General features: G+C 68.6%; 15 protein-coding genes. 2 read left to right on the top strand and 13 right to left on the bottom strand.

All coding sequences use genetic code 11. The features are described 5' to 3' along the window. From ACFQ36_RS11945 to dinB, 12 genes are all read right to left on the bottom strand, one after another. Positions 1-549, bottom strand: a 549-nt coding sequence (locus ACFQ36_RS11945; RefSeq protein WP_377013881.1) for a glycosyltransferase, incomplete at its 3' end; no start/stop codon positions are given. 44 nt (positions 550-593) lie between these two features. After that, positions 594-1,802 carry a putative lipid II flippase FtsW gene (ftsW, locus tag ACFQ36_RS11940; protein ID WP_377013879.1) on the bottom strand — a complete coding sequence of 403 codons (1,209 nt, stop codon included), beginning with the start codon at positions 1,800-1,802 and terminating at the stop codon, positions 594-596. A 19-nt stretch (positions 1,803-1,821) separates the two neighbouring features. After that, complete coding sequence (murD, locus tag ACFQ36_RS11935; RefSeq protein ID WP_377013878.1) at positions 1,822-3,360, bottom strand: UDP-N-acetylmuramoyl-L-alanine--D-glutamate ligase; 1,539 nt, start codon at positions 3,358-3,360, stop codon at positions 1,822-1,824. Then, positions 3,357-4,466 (bottom strand): phospho-N-acetylmuramoyl-pentapeptide-transferase, encoded by a 1,110-nt coding sequence (mraY, locus tag ACFQ36_RS11930; RefSeq protein WP_377013876.1) that lies wholly within the window; start codon positions 4,464-4,466, stop codon positions 3,357-3,359. The genes murD and mraY overlap by 4 nt, the downstream gene beginning before the upstream one ends. Then, positions 4,463-5,980 carry a UDP-N-acetylmuramoyl-tripeptide--D-alanyl-D-alanine ligase gene (murF, locus tag ACFQ36_RS11925; protein ID WP_377013874.1) on the bottom strand — a complete coding sequence of 506 codons (1,518 nt, stop codon included), beginning with the start codon at positions 5,978-5,980 and terminating at the stop codon, positions 4,463-4,465. The genes mraY and murF overlap by 4 nt, the downstream gene beginning before the upstream one ends. 6 nt (positions 5,981-5,986) lie before the next feature. After that, on the bottom strand, positions 5,987-7,612 hold the full coding sequence (locus ACFQ36_RS11920) for a UDP-N-acetylmuramoyl-L-alanyl-D-glutamate--2,6-diaminopimelate ligase (protein WP_377013885.1): 1,626 nt from the start codon (positions 7,610-7,612) through the stop codon (positions 5,987-5,989). Between the two features lie 92 nt (positions 7,613-7,704). Further along, entirely contained in the window at positions 7,705-9,480 is a 1,776-nt protein-coding gene (locus ACFQ36_RS11915) for a peptidoglycan D,D-transpeptidase FtsI family protein (RefSeq protein ID WP_377013872.1), read from the bottom strand. Positions 9,481-9,522: 42 nt separating this feature from the next. Further along, positions 9,523-10,272, bottom strand: coding sequence for a hypothetical protein (locus ACFQ36_RS11910; RefSeq protein ID WP_377013870.1), 750 nt, complete (start codon positions 10,270-10,272; stop codon positions 9,523-9,525). Continuing rightward, positions 10,269-11,258, bottom strand: coding sequence for a 16S rRNA (cytosine(1402)-N(4))-methyltransferase RsmH (gene rsmH, locus ACFQ36_RS11905; RefSeq protein ID WP_377013868.1), 990 nt, complete (start codon positions 11,256-11,258; stop codon positions 10,269-10,271). Before rsmH ends, ACFQ36_RS11910 begins: the two co-directional genes overlap by 4 nt. 284 nt (positions 11,259-11,542) lie before the next feature. Next, complete coding sequence (mraZ, locus tag ACFQ36_RS11900; protein ID WP_377013866.1) at positions 11,543-11,974, bottom strand: division/cell wall cluster transcriptional repressor MraZ; 432 nt, start codon at positions 11,972-11,974, stop codon at positions 11,543-11,545. Positions 11,975-12,381: 407 nt separating this feature from the next. Continuing rightward, positions 12,382-12,750, bottom strand: coding sequence for a DUF3040 domain-containing protein (locus ACFQ36_RS11895; RefSeq protein ID WP_377013864.1), 369 nt, complete (start codon positions 12,748-12,750; stop codon positions 12,382-12,384). 159 nt (positions 12,751-12,909) lie between these two features. Continuing rightward, on the bottom strand, positions 12,910-14,088 hold the full coding sequence (gene dinB, locus ACFQ36_RS11890; protein ID WP_377013883.1) for a DNA polymerase IV: 1,179 nt from the start codon (positions 14,086-14,088) through the stop codon (positions 12,910-12,912). 261 nt (positions 14,089-14,349) lie between these two features. Between dinB and ACFQ36_RS11885 the strand changes: the two genes are divergently transcribed. Beyond that, on the top strand, positions 14,350-15,459 hold the full coding sequence (locus tag ACFQ36_RS11885) for a polyprenyl synthetase family protein (RefSeq protein WP_377013862.1): 1,110 nt from the start codon (positions 14,350-14,352) through the stop codon (positions 15,457-15,459). 21 nt (positions 15,460-15,480) lie between these two features. Here the strand turns inward: ACFQ36_RS11885 and ACFQ36_RS11880 are convergent, their stop codons facing one another. After that, entirely contained in the window at positions 15,481-15,834 is a 354-nt protein-coding gene (locus ACFQ36_RS11880; protein WP_377013860.1) for an Rv2175c family DNA-binding protein, read from the bottom strand. A gap of 251 nt (positions 15,835-16,085) precedes the next feature. Between ACFQ36_RS11880 and ACFQ36_RS11875 the strand changes: the two genes are divergently transcribed. Next, positions 16,086-16,904, top strand: an 819-nt coding sequence (locus tag ACFQ36_RS11875; RefSeq protein ID WP_377013858.1) for a LysM peptidoglycan-binding domain-containing protein, incomplete at its 3' end; no start/stop codon positions are given.

The raw sequence follows: 16,904 nt of genomic DNA, 5'->3' as shown, positions 1-16,904 counted from the left end.
GGCGCGGGCCGCATCCCGGCCGGCGCCACGGTCCAGCCCGGCGATTTCGCGGCGCATCGGCATGCCCACCCAGCGCGCGTGGGGCAGCGGGGTGTTCGGGAAGGCCACCGCCACGTGTTCGGTCAACCGCGCACCCAGCCGGTTGGCCAGGCCCGGGCGGGCATTGGCCTCGTGGATCACCAGCGGAATCCGGCGCCGGCGCGCGGCAACATACAGCGGCGTGCTCACGTAGCCGCCGACGCCCACGACGACGTCCGCTCCGGCGTCGTCGAGGATCCGTCCGGCCTGCCGGACCGCCGCTGCCAGGCGCAGCGGCAGCTTGAGCAGGTCCGCGGACGGCCGCCGCGGCATGGGCACCCGCTCGATGGTGGCCAGGTCGAACCCGGCGGCCGGCACCAGTCTCGTCTCCATCCCGGCGGCGGTGCCCACGGCCAGGATTTTCGCCTCCGGCGCGCCGGCCCTGATGGCCCTGGCGATCGCCAGCAGCGGGCTGATGTGGCCGGCGGTGCCGCCGCCGGCCAACACCACTGACAGTTTCTGGTTCTTCATGTCTTGCTGCTGCACCTTGCTTGGTTGTTCCGTAGCGGGTTGTCTTAACCGCTGGTTCCGACTGGTTGCCGCCGGCCGGCCTTGCCCGCGGAACGGGCAAAGGACAACAGTACACCGACCGCCGAGAGGGTAAGGGTCAGCGCCGACCCGCCGTAGGAAATGAACGGCAGCGGCACCCCGATGACAGGCAGCAGCCCGGTGACCACGCCGATGTTCACGAACGCCTGGCCGATGATCCACACCATGATGGCCCCGGCCAGGATCCGCACGAAGGGATCCTGCTGCCGCAGCACGGTCCGCACCACGGCAATGGCCAGGATGCCGAACAGCGCCACCACCACGAGCGTGCCGAGCAGGCCCAGTTCCTCGCCGATGATGGCGAAGATGTAGTCGTTGTGCGCCTCCGGGATCCAGCTGTATTTTTGCCGGCTCTGGCCCAGGCCCACCCCCCACCAGCCGCCGGAGGCGAGGGCGAACAGGCCGTTGCAGGACTGCATGTTCAGACCGGTCGTATCGTCGCAACTTTGGTCCATCCACATGGTGATGCGACTGAGCCGGTTCGAGTTGGTCAGCGCCGCCAGCAGCACCAGCGCACCGACGCCGGAACCGGCAATGCCGAAGAACTTCATCGGGACGCCGGCGATGAACAGCGTCCCGGCCACGATGAGCAGGATGATCATGGCGGTGCCCAGGTCGTTCCCCAGCAAAACCAGCCCGACCACGAGCGCGCCTACAGGGAACAGCACGGGAACAACCGCGTGCTTCCACTGGGATAGCATCGGCCCCTTCCGCGCCAGCACGCTGGCCATCCAGAGGCTCAGGCCCAGCTTCGCCGCTTCCGAGGGCTGCGCAGTCATGCCGCCGGGGAGCTTGATCCAGTTCCGGTTGCCGTTGACGTCCTGGCCCAGCGGGGTGAAGACCAGCAGGAGCAGCAGCAGCGAGATCCCCACCGCCGGCCAGGCCAGCTTCTTGAACCGCGCCACCGGGAACCTGGACAGGACCAGCATGAGCACGATCCCGACCACGGCAAAGAGCCCCTGCTTCAGGAAGAGCCCGAAGGGTGACTCCCCCTCGGCGATGGACTCCACCGCCGAGGAGGAGAGCACCATGAGCAGGCCGATGGCGGTCAGCGCCAAGGTGGTGCCCAGGATCAGGTAGTAGGTGAGGCCGGAAGGTTCCCTGCCGGTTCCGTCCACGAAATCCAGCAGCCGTTTCAGCCGCACCGCGGGGCGGGTTCCGGGGATGGTGGCCACGCTTGCTCCTCTGCTCCGCCTACGGCTCTGTTGCGGTCTGCGCCGGTCCCTCCTGCAGCCGGCGGACCGCCGCGATGAAGGCGTCACCGCGGTGGGCATAGGAGGTGAACTGGTCCATGGACGCGGAGGCCGGGGCCATCAGCACGGTATCCCCGGCGGCGGCAAACCCGGCAGCGGCGACCACGGCCGCAGCCATGACCTCCCCGCCGGCATCGGCGGCCTGCCCTTCTCCAGTGTCTCCCGGCGGCACGCTGATCACCGGGACATCCGGCGCGTGTCGCCGCAGCGAGCCAAGCAGCCCGGAGCTGTCCCTGCCGATCAGGACCACGGCCTTGAGCCGTCCGGCGTGGTCGCTGACCAGGCCGTCGTAGTTCACGCCCTTCGACAGCCCGCCGGCGATCCAGACCACCGGGTCGAAGGCGCCCAGCGACGCCGCCGCGGCGTGCGGATTGGTTGCCTTGGAGTCGTTGATCCAGCGCACCCCGCCGATGGTGGCCACCAGCTGGATCCGGTGCGCCCCGTGCTTGTAGTTGCGGATGCCGGCACGCACTGCCCCGGGTTGGACGCCGTAGGCCCGCACCAGCGCCGCGGCCGCCAGCGCATTGGCGACCAGGTGGCGCGGGACCACTTCGCCCAGGTCGCTGATCGCCGCCAGCTCCGCGGCCGAGTGCCGGCGGCCCTCGATGAAGGCCCGGTCCACCAGCAGGTCGTCCACCACCCCGAGCATGCTCACCCCCGGGATGCCGGTGGTGAAGCCGATGGCACGGCAGCCTTCGACGACGTCGGCCTCCTCGACCATGGCCTCGGTTTCGCGCTGTTCGGCGTTGTAGACGCAAGCAATCCGGGTATTGGCGTAGACCTTGGCCTTGTCCGCCAGGTAGGCCTCATAGGAGCCGTGCCAGTCCACGTGATCCTGCGCCACGTTCAGGCAGACGCTGGCCAGCGGGGAAAGCGAGGAGGACCAGTGCAGCTGGAAGCTGGACAGCTCCACGGCGATCACGTCATAGCCCACCGGGTCCCGCACGGCATCCAGGATCGGCGTGCCCACGTTGCCCGCGGCGATGGCCCGCAGCCCGGCTGCCTGCAGCATGGATTCGGCCAGCCCCACGGTGGTGGTCTTGCCGTTGGTGCCGGTGATCGTCAGCCAGTCGGCGGTCCGCCGGCCGGCCCGCTCGCGCACCCGCCAGGCCAGCTCCACGTCTCCCCAGATGGGGATGCCGGCCTCGGCCGCCGCCGCGAGCAGCGGATGCCGGGGACTCCAGCCGGGCGAGGTCACCACCAGTTCGGCGGGCTGCCCGTCGACCAGCGGCAGCGTGCGCGTGTGCTCCTCCCCGAGCAGCACCTCGCGGGCGCCGACGATCTTGAGCGTGTCCGCCTTGGCCAGGCTCTGTTCGGATTCGACGGCATCCACCAGCACCACGTGCGCGCCCAGTTCGATCAGCGTGTCCGCGGCGGAGAAGCCGGAGAGCCCGATGCCGGTGACGACCACGCGCAGGCCTGCCCAGTCCGCGTCCCAGCTGATCAGTGAGTCCAGCCGGCCGCTGTTCGTCCCGGTCATAGCCCAACCACCCATTCACCGTAGAAGATGCCCAAGGCCGCTGCCACGCACAGCCCGGCGATAATCCAGAACCGGACCACCACCGTGACCTCGGCCCAGCCCTTGAGTTCGAAGTGGTGCTGCAGCGGCGCCATCTTGAACACCCGCTTGCCGCCCGACAGGCGGAAGAAAACCACCTGGATGATCACCGACATCGTGATGAGCACGAACAGGCCGGCCAGGATGATCAGCAGCAGCTCGGTCCGGGACAGGATGGCCAGGCCGGCAACCGCCCCGCCGATGGCCAGCGAGCCGGTGTCCCCCATGAAGATCTTCGCCGGGGAGGTGTTCCACCACAGGAAGCCGATCAGCGAACCGACCAGCGCGCCGGCGATCAGTGCCAGGTCCATCGGATCGCGGACCTCGTAGCAGACTTCGCCGGCGACCTTGACCGAACCGCAGCTCTGGTTGAACTGCCAGATGCCGATCAGCATGTAGGCGCCGAAGACCATGACCGAGGCTCCGGCCGCGAGCCCGTCCAACCCGTCCGTCAGGTTCACGCCGTTGGTGGCGGCGGTGACGATCAGGTTGGACCAGATGATGAACAGGATGGTGCCCACCAGGGTGCCGGCGAAGGCCAGATCCAGCCAGGGAACGTCCCGCACCAGGGAGATGTTCATGGACGCGGGGGTCCGTCCCAGCGCATTCGGGAAGTTCAGGGCCAGCACGGCGAAGAGGACGCCGACGATGCCCTGCAGGATGACCTTGCTGCGCGGGCGCAGGCCCAGGCTGCGCTGCTTGGAGATCTTGATGAAGTCGTCCAGGAAGCCCACCAGCCCCATGCCCGCCGTCAGCAGCAGCAGGACGCCGCCGGAGGCCGTCGGTCCGGGGTGGCTGCGGTCCGCCAGCCAGAGGATGAGGTGGGTGGCGAAATAGGCCACAGCCAGCGAGCCCACAATGACCGCGCCGCCCATGGTCGGCGTGCCGCGCTTGGTATGGTGCGCGGTCGGCCCGTCGTCGCGGATGAACTGCCCGTAGCCCTTCTTCACCAGCAGCCTGATTAACAGCGGCGTCCCGAGCAGGGACAGCACCAGCGCGAGCGCCGAGCCGATCAGCAGGGCAATCATCGACGCTCGCCTTTCCCGGTGTTCTGCTCCGCGCTGTCCGCTGCCGCGGCTTCAGCGGTGGCTGCCGCGGCGATCCGATCGCCCAGGAGCCTCAGGCCGGCACCGTTGGAGGACTTGAAGAGGACCAGGTCCCCCGGCCGCAGCTGTTCCTGCAGTACGTTGAAGGCTTCGTCCGGGGTGTCCACGTACATGGACTCGTCACCCCAGGATCCTTCCAGCACGGCAGCGTTGTGCATGGCCTTGGCACCGGCGCCCACCACGATCAGCCGGGAGATGTTCAGCCGCACGGCGATCCGGCCGAGGGCGTCGTGTTCCTGGACCGATGCGTCCCCCAGCTCCAGCATCTCGCCCAGCACCGCCCAGGTGCGCCGGCCCTGGCCCAGCTCGGCGAGCGTGCGCAGCGCGGCGCGCATGGACTCGGGATTGGCGTTGTAGGCGTCATTGATCACGGTGACGCCGTCGGGGCGCTCGGTGCGCTCCATCCGCCAGCGGCTCGCCGGCCCGCGCCCGTTCAGCCCGGCCGCGATGGTCCCGGGATCGATGCCCAGGACCCAGGCCGCCGCAGCGGCGGCGAGCAGGTTGGCCACGTGGTGGCTGCCGATCAGGCCGGACACAATGTGCTCCTCGGCCCCGTCGGGGAAGCGCAGGGTGAATTCCGGATGCCCTTCGGTGGTGGTGCGCACGCCGCGGGCGCGCAGCACCTGGCTGCGTCCGCCGTCGTCGCCGGGCGTGAAGTCCTCGCCGGCGGTGAAGTAGAGGATGCTCGCGGAGGTCCGGGCGGCCATCGCGCGCACCCGGGAATCGTCGGCGTTCAGCACGGCGGTCCCGGCCGGGGCCAGTGCCTCGACCAGCTCGCCCTTGGCCCTGGCGATGTTCTCCACGCCGCCGAATTCGCCGGCGTGGGCGGTGCCGACGCCCAGGACCACCCCGACGTCCGGCTGGACCAGCTTCGCCAGGTACTCGATGTGTCCGATGCCGGTGGCGCCCATCTCGCACACCAGGTAGCGGGTGGAGTAGTCGGCGTTGAACACCGTCAGCGGCACGCCGACCTCGCCGTTGTAGGAGCCCACCGGGGCGACGGTGGGGGCGACCTGGGCCAGGATGCCGGCCAGCAGGTCCTTGGTGGTGGTCTTCCCTGCGCTGCCGGTGATTCCGACGACCTCCAGCCCGGAGCCGGCCCGCAGCCGTGCCACCACCTCGGCCGCCACGGCGCCCATGGCCAGGACGCTGTCCGGCACCACGACCTGCGGCAGCAGCCGGCCGGCCTCGTCGCGGACCTCACGCTCGGTCAGCGCCAGCGCGGCACCGGCGTCAAAGGCCCCGGGCACATACAGGTGGCCGTCGGACTGCTCGCCCGGCTTGGCTACGAACAGGGATCCGGGGCGGACTTCGCGGGAGTCGGTGGTGACGCTTGTCACGCTGACCGAGGCGGCATCGGCCGCACCGCCAGCCGTCCCCCCCATGGCTTTTCCGCCCGTAATGGCGGCAATCTCGGCTGCAGTTAGTTCAATCATGTCGAGTTAGGACTTTACCGCGTTGCCGTCAGGCACTTCGAATCCGTGCCGCCGCAGGGCCTGCCGCAGTTCCACCCGGTCATCGAGCGCCACGTTCTCGCCGTTGACCTCCTGCCACACCTCGTGGCCGCGGCCGGCCACCAGCACCGTGTCCCCGGCAGCTGCCAGCGCGACGGCGCGGTCGATGGCCTCCGCCCGCGGGAAGACCTCCAGGATCTCGGTGTCCAGGCCTTCCCGGCGCCGGGCCTCCAGCGCGCCGGCCATGACTTGGCTGCGGATCGCGGCCGCGTCCTCGCCGTGCGGATCGTCGTCGGTGACGACGACGACGTCGGCCAGCCGCGCGGCGATCGCGCCCATCAGCGGGCGTTTGGTGGCATCGCGCTCCCCGGTGGCGCCGAAGACGACAATCACCCGGGCGCCGGGTTCGGGCCGGCGCACCGAGGAAATCGTGCGCTCGAGGGCATCGGGGTTGTGGGCAAAGTCCACGATCGCAGCCGGCTGCTCCGCCACCAGCTGCATCCGGCCTGGCACCGGGAGGGTGAACGGATCATGGCGGTCCACGGCCTGCTGCAGCGCCGCCGGCTCCACCCCGGAAGCCAGCACCATCACGGCGGCCAGGGCGGCATTGGCCACGTTGAAGATGCCGGGCAGGCCGGTGTGCAGCCGCAGCCGGGCCCCGCCGGGCCCGTGCAGCTCGAAGCGGTGTCCCAGCCCCTCCCGGACCACCTCCTGGACGCTCCAGTCCGCCGGTTTCCGCCCGTCGGCCAGCTCGCCGGCCCGTCCGGCGGTGCTCAGGGTCAACGTCGGCACGGCCGCCCGGGACGCCAGCTCGCGCCCCCAGTCATCGTCCACGCAGACCACGGCGCGCCGCGCCCGCTCCGGGGTGAACAGTTCCGCCTTGATCCCGAAGTACTCTTCCATGCTGCCGTGCAGGTCCAGGTGGTCCTGGGTCAGGTTGGTGAAGCCGGCCACGTCGAAGACCACGCCGTCCACGCGGCGGTAGGACACCGAATGCGAGGAGACTTCCATCGCTGCCGCGTCCAGCCCCCGCTCGCGCATCAGGGCCAGGAGGCCGTGCACCTGCGGGGATTCCGGGGTGGTCAGCGCGCTGGGGATCGGCTCCCCGCCGGCCAGGATCTCGATGGTGCCGATCAGCCCCGTGGTCCGGCCCAGGGCCGCCAGCAGCGAGTTGACGAAGTAGGTGGTGGTGGTCTTGCCGTTGGTGCCGGTCACGCCGAAGAGCACCGGCCGCTTACCCTGCTCCGGCTGGCTGTCGTAGACCACCGCGGAGAGCGGGCCCACCAGCGCGCGCAGGTTCGCCGCCAGCAGCACCGGAATGCCGCCGAGGTCCTGGTCCGCGGCCAGCCGGGCCCCGTCGTCGTCGGTGAGGATGGCCGCCGCGCCGGCGGCGGCCGCGGCGGCCGCGAACTGCGCCCCGTGGAACCTGGCCCCGGACAGCGCCACGTACAGGTCCCCGGGCTCCACGCCGCGCGAGTCGATGGACAGCCCGGTCACGGTGCTGTCCCAATCCACCTCGGTCCCGGACGCCGGAACCATGCGCGGCAGCCCCAGCTGCTCCAGGACGGCGTCGAGCCTGCCCAGCGGGATGGCACGGACCGTCTCCGGACGCATGGGCGAGGCGGACCGTCGGGACGAGGTGGGCGAGGGCAAGGATTTCTCCGCTTTCGTTTGTCTGCTATTCATCACTGCTGCCGGCGGCAGTACTATTCCAGCGGCAGCTTTACCGGCTTGGTGGTGGACGGCGGCACGTTGTAGGTGCTGAGCACCTGGGCCATGACCTTTTTGAAAGGCGGGCCGGCCGTGAGCGAGAAGACCCCGCCCTTCGGCCGCTGGATGGTGGCCACCACCACGAATTCGGGATCTTCCATCGGGGCCATCCCGGCCATCGAAATGGTGTAGCCGCTGAAGCCGCCGTTTTCGGAAGGGGCCTCGGCGGTGCCGGTCTTGACGCCAACCCGGTAGTCATCCACTTTACCCGGCAGGCCGCCGCCCTGGGTCGAGACGGTCTCGAGCATGTCCTGGACCAGGCCGGCGGTCTTCTTGGAGACCACCTTGATGCCCTTGGCCCGCGGCTGCCTGTGCTCGGTGCCGTCCGGGTCCAGATAGCCGTCGATCAGCCGCGGCTGCATCCGCACACCGTCGTTGGCGATGGTGGCGTAGGCCATGGCGGTGTGCAGCGCGGTCTGGGCCAGGCCCTGGCCGAAGAGCACGGTGAATTCCTGCCGGCCGTCCCAGTCCCCGGGCTTGGCGAGCAGGCCCGGGGTCATCCCGGACAGGCCGATGTCGTACTGCTCGCCAATGCCGAACTTGCGCAGGTAGTCGTAGCGCTGCTGGCGGGTCAGCTGCTGGCCGATCATGACCGTTCCGGTGTTCATGGACTTGGCGAAGATCCCTGCGGTGGTGCGTTCCACCGTCCCATGCGGGACCGCGTCGGTGAATTTCTGGCCGTTGACCGAGTATGTCGGCGGGATCGTGTACGTGGTGGTCGGGGTGGTGATGCCTTCCTCGATGGCGGCGGCCATGGTGATCATCTTGGTGGTCGAGCCGGGTTCGAAGGCCTTGGTCACCGAGAACGGCTCGCGCTGTTCCACCGGCGTGGCACCGGGATCGTTCGGATCCGGGGTGGTGGATTCAGCCATGGCGATGATGTCGCCGGTCTTGGCATTGACCACCACGATGTTGCCGTACTCGGCCCCGTAGTCCCGGACCTGGGCGGCGATGGTCTCCTGGGCGAACCACTGCACGTCGGAGTTCAGCGTCAGCTTCACACTGCGCCCGTCGGTGGCCGGCACCTCCTTGTTGGTGGCCACCGGGATCCGGATGCCGTCCGCGCCGATCTCATAGGTGCGCTCGCCCGGAGTCCCGGAGAGAACCTCGTCCTGGGTTGCCTCGATGCCGGCCAGCGGTTTTCCGTCCGAGCCCAGGAAGCCGATGATGGAGCCGGCCACTTCGCCGTTCGGGTAATTGCGGATGGTGGTCTCCTGCGCCTGCAGCCCCGGGAAGGACAGCGCCTCCACGCGGTTCTTCACCTCCGGGGTAACGGCCTTGGCCACGTAGTTGAACGGACGGTCCCCGAGCACGGCCTTGGAGACGGTGTCCGTTTTCTGGCCGAGCACCTCCGCAAGTTTGCCGATGGCGTCGGTGATCTTCACGTCCTCGGACTGCTTGGTCTTCGGGTTGAACCGGGTGTAGTCCTTGACCAGGCGCTGGTCCACCACGATGTCGAAGCGCTGCACGCTGCGGGCGAGCACGTTGTTGTTGGCGTCCAGGACCTGTCCGCGCAGGGCGGGAATCTCCGAGGTCCGCAGCCGTTTCTCCACCGCGGCCTGTGCCATTCCGGCGGTGTCCAGGCCTTGGAGCTGGAAGAGCCTGCCGCCGAGCACCACCAGGGCCACCAGTACCAGGACAAGGCCAATCCGGACCCGGACGGCCATGACCCCGGGCCTGCCGTCCCGGCCCGCCTCCTGCGCTTTTGCCACGTCGGGTCCTATACGTTCCCTGCCTGCGTCCCCTCCCAGTGCCTACTGCCCCGTCCGCTGCTGCGGGGCCGGAATTGTGCCGCCGTTCAGTTCGGCTTCGGTGAATTTGCGTTCAGCGGCGTTCCGGCCGGCTGCCTGCCCGCCGGCCTGGCCCGCGGACGACGACGCCGCGGCCTGTTCCTGGGCCCTGGCCGCCGCTTCGGCCTTCTTCGCCTGCTGTGCCTTCGCTTCCTTCTCCGCATTGGCGGCCGCGTCGGCCCGCTTCTGCCTGGCCGCCGGCGGGGTCTGTCCCGGCACCTCGGGGCGGGCCACCAGCCGGTTCGGCGCCGTTCCGGCGTCGGCGGCCTTCGGCTTGCCCACGACCTTCATTTTCTCCAGGTCGATGGAACCGACCGACGGCGACACCACCATGCCCAGCTTGGCCGCGGAAGCCGCCAGGTTCTGCGGCGCCCGGTTGTTTTCCAGCTGCTGTGTCAGCTTCTCGTTCTGCTGCTCCAGGCTGACCTGCTTCCCGCGCAGCTCGACGATCTCGTACTGACCGCCCGACACCGAGATGTTGAGCATCAGCACGCAGCCCAGGGCGGCAACCAGCACGGCGAAGCAGAACAGGACGAAGGGCACGCGCCGGCGGGCGGGCACACCGGCCACCACCGACAGCGGGGTCCGCCGCGGGGACCGGGAACCGTTTGGCGAAACGTTTCCGCGCTCGTGCGTGCCGGCCAGCGTCCGGGCATTGCTCCCGAAGACCGCAGGCTGGCTGGCCGGCCTTGCGTTCATCGCTGCTGCACTCATGAAGCGCTCCTGTTCCGTATCCGTTCCACAGCCCGCAGTTTGGCCGAAGCCGCCCGCGGATTTTCCTTGATTTCGTCCTCGGTGGGCACCTCCGTGCCCTTGGTGAGTCTCTTGAACCGGGCCTTGTGCTCTTCCAGCTCCACCGGGAAGCCCAGGGGCGCCGAGGAACGGGAGCCGGCAGCGAAGAAGCCCTTGACGATCCTGTCCTCCAGCGAGTGGTAGGACATGACCACCATCCGGCCGCCGAGCGCGAGGGCGTCCATTGCCGCCGGAATGGCCCGCTCCAGGACATGGAGTTCCTCGTTGACTTCGATCCGCAGCGCCTGGAAAGTCCGTTTGGCCGGATGCCCGCCGGACTTGGCCGCCGCGGCCGGGACCACCTTACGGATCGTGTCCACGAGCCGGCCGGTGGTGGAGAAAGGCTCGGCCTGGCGGGCAGCCACAATGGCGGTGGCAATCCGGCCGGCGAATTTCTCCTCGCCCCACATCCGGATGATCCGGACCAGGTCCTCCTCGCTGTAGCTGTTGACCACATCGGCGGCAGTCATCCCGCGGCCGGTATCCATTCGCATATCCAGCGGCGCATCATACGAATAGGCAAAGCCCCGCTCCCGCTCGTCCAACTGCAGCGAGGAAACGCCAAGGTCGAACAGGGCGCCGTCGATCCCGTCCACGCCCAGTTCCTCAAGCACCTCGCCGATCTGGTCGTAGACCGCGTGCACCAGGTCCGTCCGGTCGCGGAATTCCTCCAGCCGTTCACCGGCCAGGGCCAAGGCCTGCTCGTCACGGTCGATGCCGATTAGGTGCAGCCTCGGAAAGCGCCGCAGCATGGCTTCGGAGTGGCCGCCCATCCCCAGGGTCGCATCGACCACCACAGCCCGGCCGGAAGCTTCGACGGCGCGTTCGATGGAAGGTGCCAGCAGGTTGACGCAGCGCTCGCGCAGCACCGGAACATGCCGTTCCGCGGTGGGGCGTTCGTCGCTCATCCGCGCCTGGTCCTCTCCGGCATGCTGCCCGTATCGCCGGCCGGGGACCGGCCGCTGGTTGCTGTGTTTCCCTGGTGCTGTCTTGATCGGTCCTTTAAGCGTGAGGATTCTTGGACCAGACCCCCATCCGCGCCTGGTGTGCCTGGCCTGGCTCCGGGGAAGGTGAGCCAGGACGGCACCGCCGGGCGGCTGGAGATCTCATTCAAGAATCCCGCGCTGTCCTGCTATGTGCTCCGACCGTGTAGTCCTGCCGTGTTACCGGCCGGCGGACCTTCGTCCCACGGTCAGAAGATTCCGGGTATTGCGTTTTCGTCCGTTTCGGAGAAGGCTGCCTCCTTTTCCTCCAAGTACGCGTTCCAGGCCGCGGCGTCCCAGATCTCGGCGCGGGTACCCGCACCGATCACTGCCAGTTCCCGGTCCAGCCCTGCATAAGCACGCAGCGCGGGCGGAATCGTGACCCGGCCCTGCTTGTCAGGGATTTCATCAGAGGCCCCCGACAGAAAGACCCGAATGTAGTCCCGAGCCTGGCGCGATGAAATCGGCGCCTGCTGCATCTGCTCGTGGACCCGTTCGAATTCCTTCTGACTGAAGACGTAGATGCAACGTTCCTGGCCCCGTGTCAACACGAGACCGTCGGCCAGTTCCTCACGGAATTTGGCAGGGAGAATCAGGCGGCCCTTCTCGTCGAGCCGCGGCGAATGCGTTCCAAGGAACATCCCCACCGCCTTGCCGACTCAAAAGGAGACCGTCGACCCCCTACGTCCACCACTACCCTCTGATGTCCTCCACTTTACTCCACCAACAACCCCGGTCAACACGAGACACCCCTTTTGACCTCGTGTTCCCTGACGGCTTCGCGGTGTTTCTGCCCGGAAATACAGGGGGTCCGGGACGTGGAGCAAAGTGGAGGGATTTCCAGCACCGGCGAGTCCCGGGCGTCATCGGAGGGTTCTGGACGCCGCGTGTAAAACGCGGCGCCAAATACGGCCCTTAAACGCCGGAAGACCCGCGGACTGCGGGTCTTCCGGTTATTGAGCCGGCGGCCGCCCGGCGGGCGGCGTGGAACAATCGGTCAGGCTGCATACGGGTTTCCGGCCGCAGCGGCGGCCGGACCGCGGGAAGGTCAGCGCTCCTCACCGTTGCGGCGCTGGTCCCAGCGGTCCTCCAGGCCGGACATGAAGCCACCCTTGGACGGCGACGACCGGCGCGGCCCGGAGGCCTGGCCCCGCGAGGGACGGCGGGTGGTGGCCCAGTAGACGCCCGCGCCCATAATCACGAATCCCAGCACCCCGACGGCGATGATCTGGGCCGAGATTCCGATCAGCAGAACAAGGACGCCGGCCACGGCCACCAGGGCCCCTACCACAATATGGCGCGTGGAAAGGGACCGGCTGCCCGCAGCCTCCATGTGGCTGGCGAACTTGGGGTCATCAGCGTGGAGCTGCTGCTCCAGCTGGTCCAGGAGCCGCTGTTCATGCTCTGAGAGTGGCATCAGAGCCTCCTTATTCCCTACGAGTTATTCCCTTGCGTGAGTCATCTACCGGCTCAACGAACTCCGCGGGCGAAGAGTTCCAGGAACCACCCCGCACACCTTCATTTCCTTATCACAAGGATAGATTGCAAAGCGCCTAACCGAAAGCTGGTGGGATCGTCAAGGCCCCGGCGGGCCGGACATCGGAGGCCGCTGCGGACGGCGCAGGAGTGCTGCCGGAACTACCTGCGCGCCGCCGAATTTCCGGTTGACCTCGTCCAAGGTCTGTTCCGCATTGCGCCAGTGGTCCTCGCTGCCGTCGAACGACAGCTGGCGGCCGGCCCCGCCGGGTTCGAGCTGCTCGGCCCGCAGTCCGACCAGCCGCACCGGCTGCGGCCTGGAACCCAGCGCCTCGAGCAGGTGCACCACGGCGGCGTACAGCTCCCGCGCACTGTCCGCCGGCTCCGGGAGCGTGCGCGACCTGTTGATAGTGCTGAAGTCCGAGTACCTCAGCTTCAAGGCCACCGTCCGGCATTGCAGGCCGGAGGCGCGCAGCCTGGCCGCAGTCCGGTGGGACAGCCGGAGCAGCTCGCGCCGCAGCTGCACCGTGTCGTCAAGATCCTGGTCGAAGGTTTCCTCGGCGCCAATACTCTTCTCGGCGCGCTCGGGCGTGACCTGCCGCTCGTCGATGCCCCAGGCGAGCCGGTGGACCTGGTCCCCCGCCGCGCCCAGCAGCTTGTGCAGGGCCGAGGGCGGCGTGTGGGCCAGGTCCGCCACGCTGCGGATGCCCAGCCGGGCGAGGGTTTCCCGGGTCTTCGCCCCCACGCCCCACAAAGCACCGACCGGCAGCGAGTGCAGGAACTGGACCGTACGGTCCTCCGGGATCAGCAGCAGGCCGTCCGGCTTGGCGTGCGTCGAGGCGATTTTCGCGACGAACTTGCTGGCGGCGATGCCCACGGTGGCCGTAATGCCCAGTTCATTCCGGATGGTCCGGCGGACCAGCGCACCGATCTGCAGGGGTTCACCCAGCCGGCGCCGCGCTCCGGAGATGTCCAGGAAGGCTTCGTCCACGCTCAGCTGTTCCACCTGGGGCGTGATGTCCCGGAAGATCTCCATCACGCGGGCAGAAACTTCCCGGTATTTTGCCTGGCTCGGTTCAATCACCACAGCCTGCGGGCACAGCCGCATGGCCTTGGCCATGGGCATCGCAGACCGCACACCGAAACGCCTGGCCTCGTAGGAGGCGGAGAGCACCACGGACCTGCCGGAAGGCGAACCGACAATGACGCACCGTCCGCGAAGCTGCGGACGCTGCAGCAACTCCACGGACACGAAGAAGGCATCCATGTCCACGTGCATGATGTTGCAGTTCCCGGAGCCGGGCTGTCCCTGGCCCGCCGACTCGTTGACATTGCCCACATTCCCATCGTAGGTCCCGGCACCGACGGTGGACGTGCAGGACAACGCGCACGCGTGGGCAGCCGGAGCCCTGCCGATAGCGTCCATCGGCCGCCCCTGTCCTTCGCCGGCTCAGGACGGGGACCCCTGCCGATAGCGTCCATCGGCCGCCCCTGTCCTTCGCCGGCTCAGGACGGGGACCCCTGCCGATAGACTGGGGCGATGAAGGATCTTCGCCCTACGCTTGCGACCGGTACCGCCGCCGAACAGGCAGCGTACCGCCAAGCGGTCGCCGCCGGCTTGGGCGGCTTCCTGGAAACCAAGCGCGGGGAACTGCTTGCTGCGGCGCCGGACGCCGCCGTGCTCGTTGATGCGATCGCAGACCTGACCGAAGGCGGCAAGCGGCTGCGGGCCCTCCTGGCCTACTGGGGTTGGCGCGGCGCGGGCGGCACAGCGGCCGCCGCGGAGGCCGTCCGGGCCGGCGTGGCCTTGGAGCTGTTCCAGGCGGCCGCCCTGATCCATGACGACATCATCGACCGTTCGGACACCCGCCGTGGCAAGCCCAGCGTGCACCGGCGGTTCGAGCGCCAGCACCGGATGCAGGGCTGGTCGCTGGCCGCGGACCGCTACGGCCTGGCTGCGGCCCTGCTGGCCGGGGACCTGTGCCTGTCACTGAGCGAGGAAGCATTCACTACAATCGGCGCTCCGGCCGGCAGCGGCAGCGAGGCGCGGCGCATCTTCAACCAGATGCGCACCGAAGTCATGGCCGGCCAGTACCTGGATGTCCTCGAGGAAGTGGCAGGACCCTCCCGGCCGGCGGACGCCGCAGTGGACCGGGCCCTGCAGATCCTGCGCTTCAAATCGGCCAAGTACTCCACGGTGCACCCTCTATGCCTGGGCGGCGCCCTGGCCGGCGGCAGCCTGGAACTGCTGCGCTCCTACGCGGAGTTCGCCCTGCCGCTGGGCGAAGCATTCCAGATCCGCGACGACGTGCTGGGCGTCTTCGGGGATCCGGCAGCCACCGGTAAGCCCGCAGGCGATGACCTTCGGGAAGGCAAGCGCACGGTCCTGGTCGGGTACACCCTGAACCATTGCTCCGGGTCCGAACGCCGGTACCTGGAAGAGCACTTGGGCTCGCCCCTGATCGACGATCCGACCATCGAGGAACTGCGCTCCCTGATCATCCGTTCCGGAGCCTTGGCAGCCGCGGAACGGATGATCGAGGAGCTGACCGCTACCGTCTATGAACGGCTGGACGGCCTGGCGGTCAGTCCCGAGGTCTCCGGCGCCCTCCGCGCCCTGGCCGACGCCGCCGTCCGGCGGGACTCTTAACCTCCGGCAGGCAGCGGGGGCTCACCAGGCGAGGGCCTGGGCCCGGCGCCTGATCTCGGTCTTGCGGCCCTCGCGCAGGGCGTCGATCGGCCGGCCCGGAAGCGAGTCGTCCGCCGTAAAGAGCCAGCGCAGGATTTCGTCATCCTTAAAGCCGGCGTCCGAGAGCACGGCGATGGTCCCCCTCAGGCTCTCGAGCACATGGTCCTCGACCAGGAAGTCCGCGGGAATGCAGCGGATGTTGCGCTCCCCTACCCGGGCGGCGAGGACAGTGCGGTCATCGATCAGGCTGTGGACTTTCTTCACCGGCAGCCCCAGCCGTTCGGCAACGTCGGGAATCGGGAGCCATTCGGTAATCAGTTCTTCAAGTTCACTCACTTAACAAGCGTGCCACGGTCCGGTCCCCCGGATCCATTTGCCCTGCCAACCCGTCGTCGCAAGGTACCAATCCGGCAACGGCGCTTTTGCGTCCTGCAGCGATGGTGTAAGTTCACTAAAGTCACAGTTGTCACATCAACAACAGCAGTAACAGAATCGGCGGCAACGGTGGCATACGAGCTGTAAACCCGCACTGTCCGGACCAGCCAGCCGGGCCGGCATCCGCCGTTGACCAATGTGAGGAACTTTCGATGTCTGACCAGCGACCGTCCATCAGTCCGCTCGGCAACCAGGCGCTGGGCAGCGCCCAGCCATCGCGCATGTTCCTTTCGGCCGCTGCCACCGCAGCCATCCCCGCGGTGGTGTTGTCTTCGGCTGCTTTGGCGTTGCCTGCCCAGACAGCCGAACAGGCGCCCCGCATGGCCCTGCAGCCGCGGCTGGCCGACGGCGCCGCCGCTCCCCTGCAGACCCGCATGGTTCCGGCCTCCCACGTCGCGGCACAGTTGCCGTCCATGCTGCGCCCGTCCCTGGCGGTGCCGGCCACCTATGTGGTCCGCCCCGGTGACACCGTCAGCACGATTGCGGCCCGCTACGGCCTGAGCACCTCCAAGGTCCTCAGCCTTAACGGGCTGAGGAGCTCCTCGACCATCTACCCGGGCCAGAAGCTCAGGCTCGCCGGGACGGCGGCGCGGTCGGCGCAGTCCGCCAAGTCCACGTCATCGGCTTCCAACTACACGGTCAAGGCCGGAGACACACTCTCGGGCATCGCCGCCCGCTACGGCACCACCCTGGCCAAGCTGCTCTCGGCCAACGGCCTGAAGGCTTCCTCGATCATCTACCCGGGCCAGAAGCTCAGGCTCACCGGCGCCGCCACCACGGCCGCCGGGTCCCAAGCCAGGCCGGCCGCAAGGACTTCCACCGGATCCGGTGCCGCCACCTACACGGTCAAGGCCGGGGACACGCTCTCGGGCATCGCCGCCCGTTACGGCACCACCCTGGCCAAGCTGCTCTCGGCCAACGGCCTGAAGGCTTCCTCGATCATCTACCCCGGCCAGAAGCTCAGGCTCACC

Source organism: Arthrobacter sp. GCM10027362 (genome assembly GCF_042679445.1).
In the GTDB taxonomy this organism is placed as follows: domain Bacteria; phylum Actinomycetota; class Actinomycetes; order Actinomycetales; family Micrococcaceae; genus Crystallibacter.
The sequence above is the reverse complement of the archived record's forward strand: the minus strand, read 5'-3'. Positions and strand labels throughout refer to the sequence as shown.